Source organism: Streptomyces sp. NPDC000880 (genome assembly GCF_053599675.1).
In genome coordinates this window covers 1-18,150 of sequence record NZ_JBSFMS010000143.1, presented here as the reverse complement: position 1 = coordinate 18,150, position 18,150 = coordinate 1, and the positions used below count along the sequence as shown (strand labels likewise).

The window sequence follows — 18,150 nt, the reverse complement described above, 5'->3', positions numbered from 1 at the left end:
GGCCAGTGATCTGAGCGGGGCCGCGGAGCAGCGCCGCGGTCTGGTGACGCGCCTTGGGGGGCTCGCCGTGGACAAGCTGCCCAGCCACGTCCAGCAGCTGGTAGCGGTCCACCGCCTGCTTCAGCACCAAGCGGTCGACCTTGCCCTCCCGCGCCAGCTCCGTGAGCACCGCGAGCACGATGGACTGCGCGTCGATGTGGAAGTAGCGACGGGCGGCGCCACGCGTGTCGGCGAAGCCGAAGCCGTCCGCGCCCAGCGAGGTGTACGTGCCCGGCACCCAGCGCGAGATCTGGTCCGGAACCGACCGCATCCAGTCGGAGACGGCCACAAACGGCCCCTCGGAGCCGGACAGCTTCTGCGTCACATACGGCACGCGCTGCTCCTCCTCCGGGTGGAGGAGGTTGTGCCGGTCGACGTCGACGGCCTCGCGGCGCAGCTCGTTCCAGGACGTCGCCGACCACACATCGGCGCGCACATTCCACTCCTCGGCGAGGATCCGCTGCGCCTCGACCGCCCACGGCACGGCCACACCGGACGCCATGATCTGCGCGGGGATCGCGCCGGCCTCGCCCGCCTTGAAGCGGTAGATGCCCTTGAGGATGCCCTCGGCGTCCACGTCGGCCGGCTCGGCCGGGTGCTGGATCGGCTCGTTGTAGACGGTGAGGTAGTAGAAGATGTCCTCGTTGTCTTCGGGGGCCTGGCCGTACATCCTGCGCAGACCGTCCTGGACGATGTGCGCGATCTCGAAGCCGAAGGCCGGGTCGTACGCGACACAGCCCGGGTTCGTCGAGGCGAGCAGCTGCGAGTGGCCGTCCGCGTGCTGCAGCCCCTCACCGGTCAGGGTCGTGCGTCCCGCGGTCGCACCCAGCACAAAGCCGCGTGCGAGCTGGTCGGCCATCTGCCAGAACTGGTCGCCGGTGCGCTGGAAACCGAACATCGAGTAGAAGACGTACACCGGGATCAGCGGCTCGCCGTGCGTGGCGTACGCAGAACCGGCCGCGATCAGCGATGCCGTGCAACCCGCCTCGGAGATGCCGTCGTGCAGCAGCTGCCCGGTCGGCGACTCCTTGTACGCGAGCAGCAGCTCGCGGTCCACCGATTCGTACTGCTGGCCCAGCGGGTTGTAGATCTTGGCGGTCGGGAAGAACGAGTCCATTCCGAAGGTGCGGTACTCGTCCGGCGCGATCAGCACGAAGCGCCTGCCGATCTCCTTGTCCCGCATCAGGTCCTTGAGCAGCCGTACGAACGCCATGGTGGTGGCGATCGACTGCTGCCCGGAGCCCTTCTTGACCGCGGCGTACGTCTTGTCCTCGGGCAGGGCCAGCGGCTTGGACCGCACGACACGGGTCGGGACATACCCGCCCAGCGCCTTGCGGCGGTCGTGCATGTACTGGATCTCCTCCGAGTCGCGGCCCGGGTGGTAGTACGGCGGCAGGCCGTCCTCGAGCTGCTTGTCGGAGATGGGGATGTGCAGCCGGTCCCGGAAGCGCTTGAGGTCGTCGACCGTCAGCTTCTTCATCTGGTGGGTCGCGTTGCGGCCCTCGAAGTTCGGGCCGAGCGTCCAGCCCTTGACGGTCTGGGCGAGGATCACGGTCGGCTGGCCCTTGTGGGCCTTGGCCGCCGCGTACGCCGCGTACACCTTCTTGTGGTCGTGGCCGCCACGGCCCAGGTGCAGGATCTGGTCGTCGGTCATGTTCTCGACCATGGCGCGCAGCCGGAGGTCGTCGCCGAAGAAGTGCTCGCGGATGTACGCGCCGGTCTCGGTGGCGTACGTCTGGAACTGGCCGTCGGGCGTGGTGTTCAGCTTGTTGACCAGCACGCCGTCGCGGTCCTGCGCGAGCAGCGGGTCCCAGGTGTGGTCCCAGACCAGCTTGATGACATTCCAGCCGGCGCCGCGGAACTGCGACTCCAGCTCCTGGATGATCTTGCCGTTGCCGCGCACCGGGCCGTCGAGGCGCTGCAGGTTGCAGTTGACGACGAAGGTCAGGTTGTCCAGGCCCTCGCGGGCGGCGATGGAGAGCTGTCCGAGCGACTCGGGCTCGTCCATCTCGCCGTCGCCGAGGTAGGCCCAGACATGCGACTGGGAGGTGTCGGCGATGCCGCGCGCCTCCATGTAGCGGTTCATCCGCGCCTGGTAGATCGCGCTGATGGGGCCAAGGCCCATGGAGACGGTCGGGAACTCCCAGAAGTCCGGCATCAGCCGCGGGTGCGGGTAGCTGGACAGACCGTTGGGGGCCTTGGACTTCTCCTGGCGGAAGGCGTCGAGCCGGTCCTCGCTGAGGCGGTCGAGCAGGAAGGCGCGGGCGTAGATGCCGGGGGAGGCGTGTCCCTGGAAGAAGATCTGGTCGCCGCCGTCGCCCTGGTCCTTGCCGCGGAAGAAGTGGTTGAAGCCCACGTCGTAGAGCGAGGCGGAGGAGGCGAACGTGGCGATGTGACCGCCGACGCCGATGCCCGGGCGCTGCGCGCGGGAGACCATCACCGCGGCGTTCCAGCGGGTCGCGTTGAGGACCTTGCGCTCGATCTCCTCGTTGCCGGGGAAGAAGGGCTCGTCCTTGGTGGCGATAGTGTTGATGTAGTCGGTGCTGCGCATCTCGGGCACGGCCACGCGCTTCTCGCGGGCCCGCTCGATGAGTCGGAGCATCAGGTAGCGGGCGCGCTCCCGGCCCCGCTCGTCGACGGCGGCGTCGAGGGAGTCCAGCCACTCCTGGGTCTCTTCAGGATCGAAGTCCGGGACCTGGCTGGGAAGGCCGCCAATGATGATCGGGTTGCGATCGGATCCGGAAGCCACGCTATTCCTTCGCTGTTCGGTGGGTTCTGCGTTCTGCGTCTACGGGACGTACGGGATGTCTGGCTCGGTGTCGCACCGCCTCCCATCGTGTACCGCGGGAAGGCAAACGTCACCTCTACCGGGGGGTAACCCCCGTTCTCCGAGACATCCGGACCGAACCCCTGTTCCGGGTCCGGTCAAATCGCAACCTTACGTCCAACCCGTCAATGCGTTTCGTTTCGCTGTTCGGTTCCGAATTGGCACACTGAAGGGGCAGAATGCCGCAAAGACGGCCGAATGGTGTCCCATGAATCAGGAGAGGGCGTCGAGCGTGCCTGGAGTTGCGTCGAGACGGCCGTAAACGTCACCGTTTCGGCGGTCTGGACGGCCGGGTACTTGCGCGATCCGTCCCGCCCGTGTGGACTACGGCCAATGCCACGCGTACGCGCGAGGCCGCAGCATTTTCCGAAAACGATCAGGAGGCAAGCCGTGAGCGCGACCGCGGACCACGCGGAGGAGCGGACCAGCCCAGCCGCAAGGCTGGGGTTCGAGCCCGGACAGGTGGTCCAGGAGATCGGCTACGACGACGACGTCGAGCAGGAGCTCCGTGAGGGCATCGAGGCCGTGACGGGCCAGGAAATCGTCGACGAGGACTACGACGACGTCGCAGACGTCGTGTTGCTGTGGTTCCGGGACGAGGACGGCGACCTTACGGACGCACTGGTTGACGCCATCGGTCTGATCGAGGAGGGCGGAGCCGTCTGGCTGTTGACGCCCAAGACCGGCCGTGACGGGTACGTCGAACCCAGCGACATCAACGAGGCCGCACAGACCGCGGGACTCTCCCAGACCAAGAGCATCAACGCCGGCAAGGACTGGACCGGCAGCAGGCTGGTGACTCCCAAGGCGGCGAAGTCGAAGCGCTGAGCCGCAGCAGCAGGCCCGTGGCCCCCACCGGCGTAGGTCGGCGGGGGCCTTCTGCGTAGGGTGAGAGGCCTGTGGACCAGATTGGTCCGAGTCGAAGGGATGCAGTTATGGCGATCGAGGTCGGCACCAAGGCCCCGGATTTCGAGCTGAAGGACAACCACGGCCGCACCGTGAGCCTCGCCGAATACCGCGGCGAGAAGAACGTGGTGCTCCTCTTCTACCCGTTCGCCTTCACCGGCGTGTGCACGGGCGAGCTGTGCGCGCTCCGTGACGAGCTGCCGGCGTTCGTCAACGACGACACCCAGCTGCTCGCCGTCTCCAACGACTCGATCCACACGCTGCGCGTCTTCGCCGAGCAGGAGGGCCTGGAGTACCCGCTGCTCTCGGACTTCTGGCCGCACGGCGAGACCTCGCGCGCGTACGGCGTCTTCGACGAGGAGAAGGGGTGCGCGGTGCGCGGAACCTTCATCATCGACAAGGAGGGCGTGGTCCGCTGGACGATTGTCAACGGCCTGCCGGACGCCCGTGACCTGAACGACTACGTCAAGGCGCTGGACACCCTCTGATTCTTCGGGGGATCCCTGCGCTAAAGGCTGTTCGACCGGGAACCGGTCACTAGGATCCATTCGTTGATTCGACACCACACGCACGACGGGGGCGCTGCCCCTGACAACACCTGGAGGGACTCGTGGGAGTCAGCCTCAGCAAGGGCGGCAACGTCTCGCTGACCAAGGCCGCGCCCAACCTGACCGCGGTCACCGTGGGCCTGGGCTGGGACGTCAGGACCACCACTGGCACCGACTTCGACCTCGACGCCAGCGCCCTGCTGACCAACGCCGAGGGCAAGGTCGCCACCGACGGCAACTTCGTCTTCTTCAACAACCTCAAGAGCGCCGACGGCTCCGTCGAGCACACCGGTGACAACCTCACGGGTGAGGGCGAGGGCGACGACGAGCAGATCAAGGTCCATCTCGCATCGGTCCCGGCCGACGTCGAGAAGATCGTCTTCCCGGTCTCGATCTACGAGGCCGAGAGCCGCCAGCAGTCCTTCGGCCAGGTGCGTAACGCGTTCATCCGCGTCGTCAACCAGGCCGACAACAACGAGCTCGCGCGCTACGACCTGAGCGAGGACGCCTCGACCGAGACCGCGATGGTCTTCGGCGAGCTCTACCGCAATGGCGCGGAGTGGAAGTTCCGTGCCATCGGCCAGGGTTACGCCTCGGGCCTGCGCGGCATCGCGCAGGACTTCGGCGTGAACGTCTGAGCCAGTAGCACCAGCAGCATCTGCGCTTCCGGCGCCGCACTTGTCCGTGCGGCGCCGGACGTGCCTGTCCCACCATCACCACCGGGGAGGACCAAAAACATGGGCGTCACGCTCGCCAAGGGAGGCAATGTCTCCCTCTCCAAGGCCGCACCGAACCTCACGCAGGTGTTGGTCGGACTCGGCTGGGACGCGCGCTCCACCACCGGAGCGCCCTTCGACCTCGACGCCAGCGCGCTGCTGTGCGAGTCGGGCCGAGTGCTCGGCGACGAGTACTTCGTCTTCTACAACAACCTCAAGAGCCCCGACGGCTCCGTCGAGCACACCGGCGACAACCTCACGGGTGAGGGCGAGGGGGACGACGAGTCGCTGCTGGTGGACCTCTCCAAGGTACCGGCCAATGTCGACAAGATCATCTTCCCGGTCTCCATTCATGAGGCGGACAACCGCGGCCAGACGTTCGGTCAGGTCAGCAATGCCTTCATCCGGGTGGTGAACCGGGCGGACGGCCAGGAGCTCGCGCGCTACGACCTGAGCGAGGACGCCTCGACCGAGACTGCGATGATCTTCGGCGAGCTCTACCGCTATGGCGGCGAATGGAAGTTCCGAGCCGTGGGGCAGGGGTACGCATCGGGGCTGCGGGGCATCGCTCTAGACTTCGGGGTCAATGTTTCGTAAAGCCGCCCACGGCGCGAGGGGAGACCGTCTCCCAGACTCCCTCCGGGGGGACCCCCATTACACGATTGGGTACCAGTGGTTCTGAAAACCTTCGGCTGGTCGTTCGCGATCACCGCGCTCGGCCTGGTCGCAGCGGTCTTCTACGGCGGATGGACCGGGTTCGGGGTCGTTGCGATCCTGTCCGTCCTCGAGATCTCGCTGTCCTTCGACAATGCGGTGGTCAACGCCGGAATCCTGAAGAAGATGAGTGCCTTCTGGCAGAGAATCTTCCTCACGATCGGCGTGCTCATCGCCGTGTTCGGCATGCGACTGATCTTCCCCGTCGTGATCGTTGCCGTCAGTGCCAAGATCGGCCCCATTGAGGCGGTCGACCTGGCGTTCAACGACGCCGAGCGCTACGAACAGCTGGTCACCGACGCTCACCCGTCGATCGCCGCGTTCGGTGGCATGTTCCTGCTGATGATCTTCCTCGATTTCATCTTCGAGGACCGTGACATCAAGTGGCTCACCTGGCTGGAGCGGCCGCTGGCCAAGCTCGGCAAGATCGACATGCTGTCGGCCTGCATCGCCCTGATTGTGCTGCTCATCACCGCCATGACCTTCGCGACCCAGGCGCACCAGCACGCCGGGCACGCCGACAAGGCGGCGACGGTGCTGCTCTCCGGCGTCGCGGGTCTGATCACGTATCTGGTCGTCGGTGGTCTCTCCGGCTACTTCGAGAACAGGATCGAGGAAGAAGAGGAGCGCGAGCACGAGGCCGAGGAAGAGGCCAGGAAGAGCGGCAAGAAGGTTTCCGCGACCCAGTTGGTCGGCAAGGCCGCGTTCTTCATGTTCCTGTACCTCGAGGTCCTGGACGCTTCGTTCTCCTTCGACGGTGTCATCGGCGCCTTCGCCATCACCAACGACATCGTGCTGATGGCGCTCGGCCTCGGCATCGGCGCCATGTACGTGCGGTCGCTCACCGTCTACCTGGTCCGCCAGGGCACCCTGGACGATTACGTCTACCTGGAGCACGGCGCGCACTACGCGATCGGCGCGCTCGCGGTGATCCTCCTCGTCACCATTCAGTACCAGATCAGCGAGATCATCACCGGTCTGGTCGGCGTCGTGCTGATCGCCTGGTCGTTCTGGTCATCGGTGCGGCGCAACAGGGCGATCGCGGCGGCCGAGGGGCAGTCGGTCGAACCGAAGGGCGACACCGCGCAGGTGTGACCCTTCGGGGATTGAGGAACGCTCTGAGCGGGGCGGCTCCGAGGCACGGCCTCGGTGCCGCCCCGCGGGGGTTCACTGCGGGTTCACCGATGTATCTGGGGGTGGGGCATGGCTTTCCGGGACAGCCTGTGGCGGGGCAGGGCACCGCAGTTCGACTCGGGCAGCGCCGCGACGAACTCCATCGCGCTGACCAAACGGCACCCGACGGTCTCGCTCACCAAACAGGGCGCGGCCACCGGCAATCTGCGTGTCAACCTCTCCTGGAGGATGCGTACGTCCGACATCGAGGGCAGGTCCAAACAGAGCGGCAGGCTGCTGCGGCACCCCTTCAAGCTCTTCCAGCCCGATGTGGTCCAGGCGCACACCCAGGGTGTGGTCAATGTGGACCTCGACCTCGGCTGTCTGTATGAGCTGGTGGACGGCAGCAAGGGCGTGGTGCAGCCGCTGGGCAGCTTCTTCGGCAGCCTCAACGAGGCGCCGTACGTGAAGCTCAGCGGCGACGACCGGTTCGGCTCCCCCTCCGGCGAGACGATCTACGTCAATCTCGACCACCGCGAGTCGATCAAGCGGCTGCTGTTCTTCGCCTACATCTACGACCAGACGCCGGCCTTCGACCGTACGCACGCGCAGGTGACGCTCTACCCGAGCAACGGCCCGCGGGTCGAGATCGAGCTTGACGAACGCGCGCCGCAGGCCCGTTCCTGTGCCGTTTTCTCCATGGAGAACGTGAAGGGCGAGCTGGTCGTGCGCCGTGAGGTGAAGTTCGTGTACGGCTTCCAGGCGGAGCTGGACCGGTTGTACGGGTGGGGCCTGCAGTGGGGACGCGGGTACAAGAACCGGGTCTAGCGGCGCTTACGGCCGTACGAACTGGGGGCCCATCGGTGGCAGCCGGAAGTTCGGGTCGGGGGCGTACGCTGCCGCGGCGGCGGGCTGGGGGTAGCCGTAGGTCGACGGCGCGGCGGCCTGGGGGTATCCGTAGGCCGGCTGCGGGTATCCGTACCCAGGCTGCGGGCTGTCCGGCGTGCCGTAGGCCGGGGGCGTTGCCGACTGAGGTGGGGCTGGGTGTGGAAATCCGTACCCAGGCTGGGCGGCGGGCTGGGGGTAGCCGTACGCCGGCTGCGCGGTGGTCGGCTGGGGCTCGGGCTGAGCCGACGGATCCGCGGCCGCCTCCGCCTCGTCCACCGAGATGCCGAATGCCGTGGCCAGACCCACCAGCCCGGTCGGGTAGCCCTGCCCCACGGCGCGAAACTTCCAGCCCTCCCCGCGCCGGTACAGCTCGCCGCAGATGATCGCCGTCTCCTTGCCCGTCTCCGGCTTCACATCGAAGACGGTCAGCGGCTCGCTGTCGGCCAGGGCCGCGTCGTAGAGCAATATCCGCAGATCCCGTACATGCTGGAAGGTGTCGCCGTCCGAGGACGCGGCGAGCACCACCTGATCGACCGACGCGTCGAGTGAGGAGAGATCCGCCTCGACCGTGTCCGTCAGATGCTCGGCGACACGCTTCTTCGGCAGCCGCCGCACCAGGCCCGACGGGTGGCGCGGCTGGTTGTAGAAGACGAAGTCCTCGTCCGAGCGCACGCGGCCGTCGGGGCCGAGCAACAGGGCGGAGGCGTCCACATCGGGGACCCCGGCGCCCGGGGTCCAGCGCAGCACGGCCCGTACGGTCGTGGCATCGAGAGGGACGTTCGAGCCCTTCAGCATCGCGTGCGTCATGACCGTCATCCTGCCTTCCCAGTACCCGCGCGGACAACGCGGGGCCCTTGTCCTCCGGCCAGGACATGGGCATGGTGCAAGCGGGTTACCTGCAATTCACGGGCTTGGGGAACTCTTGACCCAGAGTCGTACGTACTATTACCGGCCAAGTCGGTCGGGCCGCCAAGGCAGTACGGGGGAAACATATGCGTCATTTTGGACATCTTTTGCCTGCCGTCCGCGACAGTCTCTTCCACCGGGAGCCATGCGAATTCACCGCCGCGTCTCCTGCCCGCACGCTCGCCACCGCGCTCGGCGCCACCCTCTACAGCCCGGCCACCCGGCCGAAGCTCGCCGACGACGCGCTCAAGCAGGTGAGTCGCGGAGTCGTCTCCATGGTCCTCTGCCTGGAGGACTCCATCGACGACGCGGATGTGGCCGCGGCCGAGGAGAACCTGGTCCGGCAGTTCGCCGACCTCGATGCGCGGGGCGCGGAGCTGCCGCTGCTCTTCATCCGGGTCCGTGAGCCCAGGCAGATTCAGGACCTGGTGGAGCGGCTCGGCCCCTCGGTCCGGCGACTGTCCGGATTCGTACTTCCGAAATTTACTGAGGAGCGGGGCGTTCCGTTTCTGGAGGCCCTCGCTTCAGCGGAATCGGCGACCGGTCAGCGACTTTTCGCGATGCCCGTGCTGGAATCTCCGGAGCTGCTCCACCTGGAGACGAGGACGGAGACGCTCGCGGGGATCGCCCGCACGCTGAACAAGTACCGCGAGCGAGTGCTGGCGCTGCGACTGGGCGTCACGGACTTCTGCTCGGCGTACGGGCTGCGCCGGTCGCCGGACATGACCGCGTACGACGTCCAGATCGTCGCCGCGGTCATCGCGGATGTGGTGAACGTCCTGGGACGGTCGGACGGCACCGGCTACACGGTGACCGGCCCCGTGTGGGAGTACTTCCGGCTCCAGGAGCGCATGTTCAAGCCCCAGCTGCGCCGAAGCCCCTTCATGGAGGGCCGGGCGGAGGAACTGCGCACCGAGCTCATCGAGCACGACCTGGACGGCCTGCTCCGCGAGATCGGGCTGGACCGGGCGAACGGGCTTCAGGGCAAGACCTGCATCCACCCCTCGCATGTGCTGCCCGTGCACGCGCTGTCCGTCGTCAGTCACGAAGAGTTCAGCGACGCGCAGGACATCCTGCGGCCGGAGCGGGGCGGCGGAGGCGTGATGCGTTCCGCGTACACGAACAAGATGAACGAAGTGAAGCCGCACCGGGCCTGGGCCGAGCGCACGCTGCTGCGTGCGGAGGTCTTCGGGGTGGCCAAGGAGGATGTCGGCTTTGTGGAGCTGCTCACGGCCGGAATCTCCGGCTGAATGACGAGGAGAGAGACGGACACCGTGGTGTGGTCGGGAACGTGGGTCGCTGAGCGGCTCGGCGTCGGGCTCGTGGGAGACGAGACGCTGAGCGGCCTGCTGGGGCTGGCTCTGCGCCGCAATCCCAAGCGCGCGCATCTGCTCGTGTCGAACGTGCTGGGCAAGCATGTGCCGCAGTCACCGGCGGTGGTGTACGGCGCGGGGTACGGGCTCGGTGAGCGGGTGCGGGAGCTGCTCGGCCCCGAGGACGCGTCACGCGCGGTGGTCCTGGGCTACGCGGAGACGGCGACGGGCCTTGGGCACTCGGTGGCGGACGGGCTGGGCCTCGCGCCGTATCTGCACTCCACACGCCGCCCGGTCGAGGGCGTGGAACGGGCGGGCGGCTTCGAGGAGTCCCACTCGCACGCGACGTCACACCTGCTGCTGCCGGAGGATCCGTGGCTGCTGGCGGGGGACGGCCCGCTGGTGCTGGTCGACGACGAGTTCTCGACGGGCAACACCGTGCTCAACACGATCCGCGACCTGCACGGGCGGTACCCGCGCGACCGGTACGTGATCGTGGCCCTGGTCGACATGCGCTCGGACCACGACCGCGACCGGCTGTCGGTCTTCGCGCGGGAACTGGGCGCGCGGGTGGACCTGGTGGCACTGGCGTCGGGGACGCTACGGCTCCCGGAGGGCGTGCTGGAGAAGGGCCAGGCGCTGGTGGCGGAGCATGAGGCGGTCGCCGGTGCGGCGGGCTCGCCGCCGGGCACCGCGGGCTCGGCTCCGGGCTCGGCTTCCGGCTCTGTCTCGAGCTTGGCTCCGGGCTCGCTTTGGCACTCGCGCCCCGGCGCTCGTGCGCCGGGTACCGGGGACCCGGGTTCGCTCCTCGGCGCGGAGGTGCCGGGCGGCGACGCAGACCCTGCCGCGGGCTCGCGCCCTGACACGGAGCCGCTGACGTACAGCGAGGGCCTGGCTGTGCAGGCCGCCGCGCAAGCTACCCCCGGCCGCGCCGTGCGCGTCGATCTCGGGTGGCCCCGTGGCGTGCCCGACGGGGGACGGCACGGGTTTACGCCCCGGCACCGGGAGCAGCTGGAGCCGGCCCTGCCGGGCATGGCCGCCCGCATCGCCGACGCGCTCGGCGACGTGGCCACGGGCCGCTCGCGTCGCGTCCTCGTGCTCGGGTTCGAGGAGCTGATGTACGCGCCTCTCCGGCTCGGGACCGCTCTTGAGCGGGCCATCGACGCCGACGTGCGGTACTCCACCACCACCCGCTCGCCCGTCCTCGCCGTCGACGACCCCGGCTATGCCATACGCAGCCGCCTCGTCTTCCCCGCCCACGACAACCCCGCCGACGGCCCCGGCGAGCGGTACGCCTACAACGTCGCCGGCGCCGGCTTCGACGCCGTCGTCGCCGTCGTCGACTCGGAGGCCGACACCCCCCAACTGCACGCCCCCGACGGCCTGCTGGCCCGGCTTGCCGCGCACACCCCGCACCTCGTGCTGGCGGTCGTCCCCAGTTACGTACCCGAATACGTCCCCGAAAGAGCTGCCATGCTGCCCGAGCCCCTCCGTGGCCCCGAGTTCTCCTCCTACGCGGCGGACGAGGTCGGCTGGCTGCTCCAGGATCTGTCCGAGACCGAGCTGGAGGCCCCCACGGAGGAGCGCGAGGAGGCCATACAGAGCGGCGCGCACTACGCGGAGTCACTGCCCGTCGAGTACCAGCCCAGCGCTCAGTACCAGGAACTGTTCAAGGCCGCGCTGGAGACCTCCGCGGCCCGTATCGCCCGCGCCGTCGGCACCGTCACCGAGACCGTCATAGCCGAACGGTCCCCCCGCGCCGTACTCGTGTCGCTGGCCCGCGCCGGCACCCCCGTCGGCGTGCTGATGCGCCGCTGGGCCCAGCACCGACACGGCCTGGACCTGCCGCACTACGCCGTGTCCATCGTCCGCGGCCGCGGCATCGACACCAACGCCCTGCGCTGGCTCCAGCAGCACCACGACCCGGCCGACGTCGTGTTCGTCGACGGCTGGACCGGCAAGGGCGCGATCACCCGTGAACTGGCCGACGCGCTCGCCGAGTTCGAGGGCTTCAACCCCGAGATCGCCGTCCTCGCCGACCCCGGCGGCTGTGTCCGCACCTACGGCACCCGCGAGGACTTCCTCATCCCCTCCGCCTGCCTCAACTCCACGGTCTCCGGCCTGATATCGCGTACGGTGCTCCGCGCCGACCTGGTCGGCCCGAACGACTTCCACGGCGCGAAGTTCTACCGCGAGCTCGCCGGCAGCGATGTCTCGGAACACTTCCTGGACACCGTCGCCGCCCGCTTCGACGAGGTCGCGGCCGACGTCGACGCGGATGTCAAGGAGCTTCTGTCGGCGGACCGCGCGCCCACCTGGGAAGGCTGGGCCGCCGTCGAGCGGATCAGCGAGGAGTACGGCATCCACGATGTGAACCTGGTCAAGCCGGGCGTCGGCGAGACGACGCGCGTACTGCTGCGCCGCGTCCCCTGGAAGATCCTGGCCAAGCGCGGCGCGGGCGCCGACCTCGACCATGTACGGCTGCTGGCCGAGCAGCGCGGCGTACCGGTCGAGGAGGTCGACGAACTGCCTTACACCTGCGTCGGGTTGATCCACCCCCAGTACACCCGCGGCGCGACCGGCGCGGACGGCAAGGCGGTGTCGGCCCCGTGAGCATCGCAGCGCAGAGGCAGACGCGTGCGCAGACGCGTACTCAGACGAAGACACTCGTCGCCAGCGACCTCGACCGCACCCTTATCTACTCCGCCCCGGCTCTCCAGCTGCCCATGCCGGACGCGGACGCACCCCGCCTGCTCTGCGTCGAGGTGTACGAACGCAAGCCGCTGTCCTATCTCACGGAGACCGCGGCGGGGCTACTGATCCAGCTCGCCGCCGACACCGTCTTCGTACCGACCACTACCCGCACCCGCGAGCAGTACCACCGTATCCATCTCCCGGGCCCCGCCCCCGAGTTCGCGATCTGCGCCAACGGCGGGCACCTCCTCGTCGACGGAGTGTCCGACCCAGAGTGGCAGCGGCAGGTCGCCGCCCGCCTCGCCGACGAGTGCGCCTCGCTCGCCGAGGTGCGCGACCACCTCCTCGCGGCCGCCGACCCCGCCTGGCTGCTCAAGGAGCGGATCGCCGAAGGCCTCTTCGCGTATCTCGTTGTCGAGCGCAGCCTGCTGCCCGAGGACTGGGTCAAGGAGCTCGCCGAATGGGCGGAGGGCCGCGGCTGGACCGTCTCGCTCCAGGGCCGCAAGATCTACGCCGTGCCCCAGCCGCTCACCAAGAGCGCGGCGGTCCGCGAAGTCGCCCGCCGCACGGGTGCCGCGCAGATCCTCGCGGCCGGGGACTCCCTCCTCGACGCCGATCTGCTGCTCGCGGCGGACCGTGCCTGGCGGCCGGGCCACGGAGAGCTCGCCGACAGCGGCTGGATCGCCCCGAACGTCGAGGTGCTCGGGGAGACGGGTGTCGTTGCGGGCGAGGAGATCCTGCGCCGGTTCAGCCTGACCGCGACCGCGACCGCGACCGCGACCGCGACCGCGACCGCGACCGCGACCCCGACTCCGGCCTGACCGGGCGGCGGCCGGACGGCGGCGGGGCGGTCGGGGGGAGCCGCCTCAGCCGCAGCAGCCGCCTCCGCAGCAACCCCCGCCGCCGCCGCTTCCTGCGCCGGGCGCGGGCGCGGACTTCGTGCCGCCGACGGCGACGGCCGAGAGCAGCTTGACGGTGTCCTCGTGTCCGGCCGGGCAACTCGCCGGGTCGGAGGACTGGGCCATCGGCCGGTTCACTTCGAAGGTGTCGCCGCAGCTGCGGCAGCGGTATTCGTAACGAGGCATGGCCTCAGGTTATCGGCAGCGCGGCGGTTGCCGGGTGGCGCGCTACAGGTGGCGCTTCAGAGGTGGTCGCGCTACGGGCTGCTCGCTCTACGGGTGCTCGCGCATCGCGAGGTCGAGTAGTTCGAGCGTGGCCATGTACGCGCCGTCCATGTCCCCGTCCCGTACCCGCTCCACGACCGCCGCGTGCACGCCGACCGGATCCTCCGGTGTCCCCGCCAGGTGCACGCGCCGGTCGCGCTCGATGAGCACCGGGATGATCACCCGGCGCATTTGCGCGAAGAACCGGTTACGTGAGGCGGCCAGCAGGGCGGTGTGGAACGACGCGTCCGAGCGCACGCCGAGCACCGGATCGTCCCCGGCCGCCCTCATCGCGTCGAGCGCCGCGTTGAGCGCCGCGAGGTCCTCTTCGCTGCGGTGTGCGGCGGCGAGCGAGGCGGCGGCCGGTTCGATGGAGCGGCGCAGCTCCAGCATGTCCGCGAAGAAGTCGGTCGGCGCACCGGCGGCGAGCGTCCAGCGCAGTACGTCGGAGTCCAGGAGGTTCCAGTCGTCCCGGGGCCGTACGAACGTGCCGCGCTGCCGGCGGGTGTCGATCAGGCCCTTCGTCATCAGCACCTTGATCGCTTCGCGCAGCACGGCCTGGCTGACGTCCAGCTCGGCCATCAGCTCCGGCAGATCGAGCGTGGCGCCCTCGCCGTAGGTGCCGTCAAAGATCCGGCGGGCGATCTCCTCCACGGTGGCCCCGTGCACCCCGCGGCCCGCGTAGGCGGCGTAGCCGGCGTCGCTCGTGCCGGCCTTTATTCGCTTGCTCCCTTTCGTGGCACCTCACCCCGTTCGCGGCCGGGCGCGCTGCTCCTGGTCCGCATGGTCGGGGTGGCGGGCCTTCCAGTACGGATTGTCGTGCGGCAGCGTCGCGCTGACCCTCCCGTACATCCCGAAGAACATCAGCATCACGCCCACCACAAAGCTGAACATCACGTTCTGGATGTGGAAGGCGAGGAAGTTGAACTCGGTCTCCAGCAGGGCGAGATTGACGAAGCCGCTGAGGATGAAGGCGACGCCGAGGATCATGTTCACGGTCGAGGCGAAGTTGCCGCCGATGATCATCCCGACGAAGAGCAGCAGCCCGACGCAGATGGAGAGGACGCTCAGCGCGCCGTTGGTGTTGAGCCCCGCAACGGTGTCACCGCTGGTGTCGAAGAAGCCGACCTTGTCGATCAGTCCGAGAATGCCGAATGCGAGCAGCACGAGACCCATCAGACCCGCGCCCACGCGGTAGACCTGGCTGAGGCGATGGTCGACGGGGAGATGCTCGTCGAGCCTGATGCGGCGGTTGGTTTCGCGGTGCGGTACGCGTGTTGCCATGTTTGGGCTCCCTTTGTACGTACTCGTACCCCCAAGGATCCGCCCGAGGGCGCGGCCGGACAACCAGGGGGCGCCCCGGGTGACCCAGCGGGGCAGGCACCAGCCGGAAGCTTTGCCCCGTCCGGGGTGCCCGGGCGCGGCAAGCCGCAGGGCCGTGTCCCGGGGGCGCGGCGGCGGGGGGCCTCAGGCCCGCCCGGAGGGCGATGTCCCCGGTGGCCGGCGGGCGGGGTCTGGGCCGCGGCTCCCGGCGCCCGGCCTCAGGCCGACTCGGAGCCTTGCCGTGTCCGGGGTGGCCGACGGGCGGGGTCTGGGTGGCGGGTCCGGGCCGTGTGTTCCGGCGCCCGGCGACGCGGGCCTCAGGCGCCGCCCGCGCCGCGCTCCTCGCGGATCTGTTCGACCACGCGCGCGACCGCACGCCGTACCGCCTCGGTCTCCACCAGGAAGTGCCAGTAGTCGGGGTGCCGACCCTCGAGCCCGGCGACGGCCCGCTCCAGCCGGGCCACCGAGTCGTCCAGCGGCCGCGCATGACGCGGATCCGGGGTGTTGCGCCCGGCCATGGCGAGGCGCTGCGCGTCGCGGATGGCGAACCGGGTCCGGTCGATCTCCTGCTGCGGATCCTTGGCCACGGCATTGAGCCTCCGCAGCCGGTCGCCGGCCGCGGAGACCGCCTCATCGGTGGCGTTCAGCAGCGCCCGTACCGTACTGAGCAGGGCCGTCGCATCCGCCCACCGCTGCTCGTCGCGCGCCTTGGCCGCCTCCCGGAGCTTGTCCTCGGCCTGGCGGACGCTGATCGCCGCCTGCTCGGGGACGGGCTGGAGGTCCTGCCAGCAGGCGGCGGAGAAGCGCCGCCGCAGCTCGCTCAGGACGGGCTCGACGGATCCGGCGCGGTTGGTGAGGGCCTCAGCGCGTGTACGGAGGGACACCAGGCGCTTGTCGGTCTCGGCGGCGCGCTCGGGCAGCCGCTCGACCTCGGCCCGTACGGCTTCGGCGTCGCGCAGCACGCGGTCGGCGCGCTGGAGGGTCTCGGCCACGCCGTGCCGCCCGGCGCCCTGATTGAGCATGGTCAGCTCGGGGGCGAGGGCAGCGAGGCGAGCCGCGAGATCGTCCGCTCGCAAACCGGAGCCCCGCGCCGAATCGAGAGCATTGCTCGCGGAAAGGAGCGCCTGTCTCGCCCGCTCCACGGCGGGAGCGAGCCGGGCGAGCTGCGTCTCCGCCTTGTCGAGCAGCGGCCCGAGCCCCTGTGCAAACCGGTCGAGCTCCCCCTTGACCCGTACGAGCTCGTCCTTGGCGCTGGTGAGCTCATCGCGGGCGTGCGTGGCGACGGAGGCTTCGAGGCCGTCCCGGTCGAGGTCGTGCGCGTCGACGGCGGTGATGTACCGATGGCTCACCTCGTCGATCCGCCGCCCCAGCGCGGCGAAGTCGTCCACGGCCCGGCGCGCCCCCGGCGAACTGTCCACCGCCGAGATCGTCTCGATCGAGATCCGCAGATCGCGCTGGGCGGTGTCCAGCTCGTAGAAGGCAGCGGCGGCGGCGTCCTTCGCGGCCTGCGCATCGGCCCGCTGACTCTCCCCGCGCCCGCCGAACCAGCGCCGCGTCCCCCCGCCGGCGAACGCGCCCGGCAGCGCAGCGACGATCAACGGCACGGGCAGCAGCATCAGCGCGAGGACATCCCTGACGGCACTCGCCTGCGCTCTTGCATGAGGCCGCGCGCGTGTCGCCGTCACATCCCTCTCCCGTGCCGTGTCGCCCTGCCCGGTTCATTCTCCCACCAGGTAATGACGAACACACGGGTCTGTTAGTTCGCGCTTCGCACACTGACTTTGCCGTTGTCGCTGCGGGCCATGACGACGTGAGAGCTGCTGTCGTCGGTCGGCACGTCGACGTCCACACTGCCGTTGTCGCTCTTGGCCGTCACGGCGTACGGAGCCCCCGCGCCCGGCAGCTCGATGGTGATCCCGCCGTTGTCACTGACGGTCTCCACCCGATCGGGCACGGCGACGAGCCCGAGTCGCACTGACCCGTTGTCCGCCCGGACGCTCACGGTCTTGGCGCTGACGTGCTCGGCGAGGGCGCCGGCGACGAGGGCGACGCCGGCGGCGGCGATGAGCGCGCGAGTGGTGCGATGGGTGCGGAATGATCGTTCCCCCAGGTAGTCCGGCAGAGTAGTTCTGCCGATTGGCACAGGTAGGAGCCCGCAGGTGGGCGGAACGATCCGGGCGACCGTCTCGGGGCGGGGGTAGCTCCAGTACCCAGGAGGCGGGGGGAACGGGTTTGCAGGGCGGGCCCCCGCGGCATGTACGCTGTTCCTTCATCCACGGGTGCGTAGCTCAGGGGTAGAGCGCTGCTCTTACAAAGCAGATGTCGGCGGTTCGAACCCGTCCGCGCCCACAGAGGTAAGTAGCAGGTGAGAGCCTGTTTCGGCCCCTCGGTTCTGTTCGAATCGGGGGGCGTTTCCATGATCGAGGCCACATAGAGGCCACATCCCCTGAAGTTGTTCACCGGCTGCTAACCCGGCAAGGCAGTTGAAATCCGTGCCCCTGGCAGCAAAGTTCGGCGAATGGACGGGGCAGGAGTGTCTCCCCACACACGCCTGACACGCGCCGTTCATGTCCTGTGGCTGTCCGGCGGGGAGGCCGGCGTCATGGGTGAAGGCCCCCACCGCGAGTGTCGGTGGGGGCCTTCTTGCGTACAAGGTAGACCGCCCCGTCCCCTTTTGGGGGCGGGGCGGGACGCCTTGGCCAAGTCATGGCGTCTGACGACGCGAACGGGTGGACACGCGGACACCTCGTACGTCGCTACGGAGCTGCTCCAGGTGGAGAGCAGCAGCTCAGGGCCTTGCATCGCTGCAAGAGCCGCCAATGTACCTGCCCAGGTACTGACACATCGCCATGATCAAAAGACCGTGGGCGAGTGGCTGCCGATCCACAGCCCGACAGGGTGCTCACCCGCCGCCGGGCAATCGGCGACCGCATACGAACCGCGCGCTTAGCCTCGATCCACCGGCGTGGTTTGAGAGTGATCTTCAGACCGGTTTCTTAT

Annotated in this window: 15 protein-coding genes, 1 tRNA gene and 1 pseudogene; 10 read left to right on the top strand and 7 right to left on the bottom strand. The window is 69.0% G+C overall.

The annotated features are described in order from the left end of the window. Nucleotides 1-2,788 (bottom strand): pyruvate dehydrogenase (acetyl-transferring), homodimeric type (aceE, locus tag ACWDO5_RS30935; RefSeq protein ID WP_450533757.1); only part of this gene is annotated, 2,788 nt, incomplete at its 3' end. Between the two features lie 468 nt (nucleotides 2,789-3,256). Here aceE and ACWDO5_RS30930 point away from each other — a divergent pair. From ACWDO5_RS30930 to ACWDO5_RS30905, 6 genes are all read left to right on the top strand, one after another. Further along, complete coding sequence (locus tag ACWDO5_RS30930; protein WP_450533756.1) at nucleotides 3,257-3,694, top strand: DUF3052 domain-containing protein; 438 nt, start codon at nucleotides 3,257-3,259, stop codon at nucleotides 3,692-3,694. 107 nt (nucleotides 3,695-3,801) lie between these two features. Then, entirely contained in the window at nucleotides 3,802-4,260 is a 459-nt protein-coding gene (locus ACWDO5_RS30925) for a peroxiredoxin (RefSeq protein WP_450533755.1), read from the top strand. A 122-nt stretch (nucleotides 4,261-4,382) separates the two neighbouring features. Then, on the top strand, nucleotides 4,383-4,958 hold the full coding sequence (locus tag ACWDO5_RS30920; protein WP_450533753.1) for a TerD family protein: 576 nt from the start codon (nucleotides 4,383-4,385) through the stop codon (nucleotides 4,956-4,958). A 99-nt stretch (nucleotides 4,959-5,057) separates the two neighbouring features. After that, complete coding sequence (locus tag ACWDO5_RS30915; protein ID WP_450533752.1) at nucleotides 5,058-5,633, top strand: TerD family protein; 576 nt, start codon at nucleotides 5,058-5,060, stop codon at nucleotides 5,631-5,633. A 75-nt stretch (nucleotides 5,634-5,708) separates the two neighbouring features. Beyond that, entirely contained in the window at nucleotides 5,709-6,845 is a 1,137-nt protein-coding gene (locus tag ACWDO5_RS30910) for a DUF475 domain-containing protein (RefSeq protein ID WP_450533751.1), read from the top strand. Nucleotides 6,846-6,953: 108 nt separating this feature from the next. Further along, entirely contained in the window at nucleotides 6,954-7,691 is a 738-nt protein-coding gene (locus tag ACWDO5_RS30905; RefSeq protein ID WP_450533749.1) for a TerD family protein, read from the top strand. A 6-nt stretch (nucleotides 7,692-7,697) separates the two neighbouring features. On the opposite strand, the gene ACWDO5_RS30900 is transcribed toward ACWDO5_RS30905, so the two are convergent. Then, nucleotides 7,698-8,567 (bottom strand): TerD family protein, encoded by an 870-nt coding sequence (locus tag ACWDO5_RS30900; RefSeq protein WP_450533747.1) that lies wholly within the window; start codon nucleotides 8,565-8,567, stop codon nucleotides 7,698-7,700. 176 nt (nucleotides 8,568-8,743) lie between these two features. On the opposite strand from ACWDO5_RS30900, the gene ACWDO5_RS30895 reads away from it, so the two are divergent. The 3 genes from ACWDO5_RS30895 to ACWDO5_RS30885 are packed head-to-tail and all read left to right on the top strand — an operon-like array spanning nucleotide 8,744 to nucleotide 13,485. Next, on the top strand, nucleotides 8,744-9,907 hold the full coding sequence (locus tag ACWDO5_RS30895) for an HpcH/HpaI aldolase/citrate lyase family protein (protein ID WP_450533746.1): 1,164 nt from the start codon (nucleotides 8,744-8,746) through the stop codon (nucleotides 9,905-9,907). Beyond that, nucleotides 9,908-12,583: a phosphoribosyltransferase gene (locus tag ACWDO5_RS30890; RefSeq protein WP_450533744.1), complete on the top strand. Its 2,676-nt coding sequence runs from the start codon at nucleotides 9,908-9,910 to the stop codon at nucleotides 12,581-12,583. 2 nt (nucleotides 12,584-12,585) lie between these two features. Continuing rightward, nucleotides 12,586-13,485, top strand: a complete 900-nt coding sequence (locus ACWDO5_RS30885) for an HAD family hydrolase (RefSeq protein ID WP_450533758.1) — start codon at nucleotides 12,586-12,588, stop codon at nucleotides 13,483-13,485. Nucleotides 13,486-13,530: 45 nt separating this feature from the next. On the opposite strand, the gene ACWDO5_RS30880 is transcribed toward ACWDO5_RS30885, so the two are convergent. The 5 genes and pseudogenes from ACWDO5_RS30880 to ACWDO5_RS30860 form a co-directional block, all read right to left on the bottom strand. Beyond that, nucleotides 13,531-13,749 (bottom strand): FmdB family zinc ribbon protein, encoded by a 219-nt coding sequence (locus tag ACWDO5_RS30880; protein ID WP_450533742.1) that lies wholly within the window; start codon nucleotides 13,747-13,749, stop codon nucleotides 13,531-13,533. Nucleotides 13,750-13,836: 87 nt separating this feature from the next. Beyond that, nucleotides 13,837-14,481, bottom strand: coding sequence for a FadR/GntR family transcriptional regulator (locus ACWDO5_RS30875; protein ID WP_450533740.1), 645 nt, complete (start codon nucleotides 14,479-14,481; stop codon nucleotides 13,837-13,839). A 90-nt stretch (nucleotides 14,482-14,571) separates the two neighbouring features. Beyond that, nucleotides 14,572-15,111 (bottom strand): DUF4383 domain-containing protein, encoded by a 540-nt coding sequence (locus tag ACWDO5_RS30870; protein ID WP_450533739.1) that lies wholly within the window; start codon nucleotides 15,109-15,111, stop codon nucleotides 14,572-14,574. Nucleotides 15,112-15,467: 356 nt separating this feature from the next. Continuing rightward, a complete protein-coding gene (locus ACWDO5_RS30865) occupies nucleotides 15,468-16,835 on the bottom strand; it encodes a hypothetical protein (protein ID WP_450533738.1) in 1,368 nt (455 codons plus the stop codon). 71 nt (nucleotides 16,836-16,906) lie between these two features. Then, nucleotides 16,907-17,176: pseudogene (locus tag ACWDO5_RS30860) on the bottom strand (DUF4097 family beta strand repeat-containing protein); the annotation flags it as partial. 251 nt (nucleotides 17,177-17,427) lie between these two features. On the opposite strand from ACWDO5_RS30860, the gene ACWDO5_RS30855 reads away from it, so the two are divergent. Continuing rightward, nucleotides 17,428-17,499, top strand: a tRNA-Val gene (locus ACWDO5_RS30855). The last annotated feature ends 651 nt before the right edge of the window (nucleotides 17,500-18,150 follow it).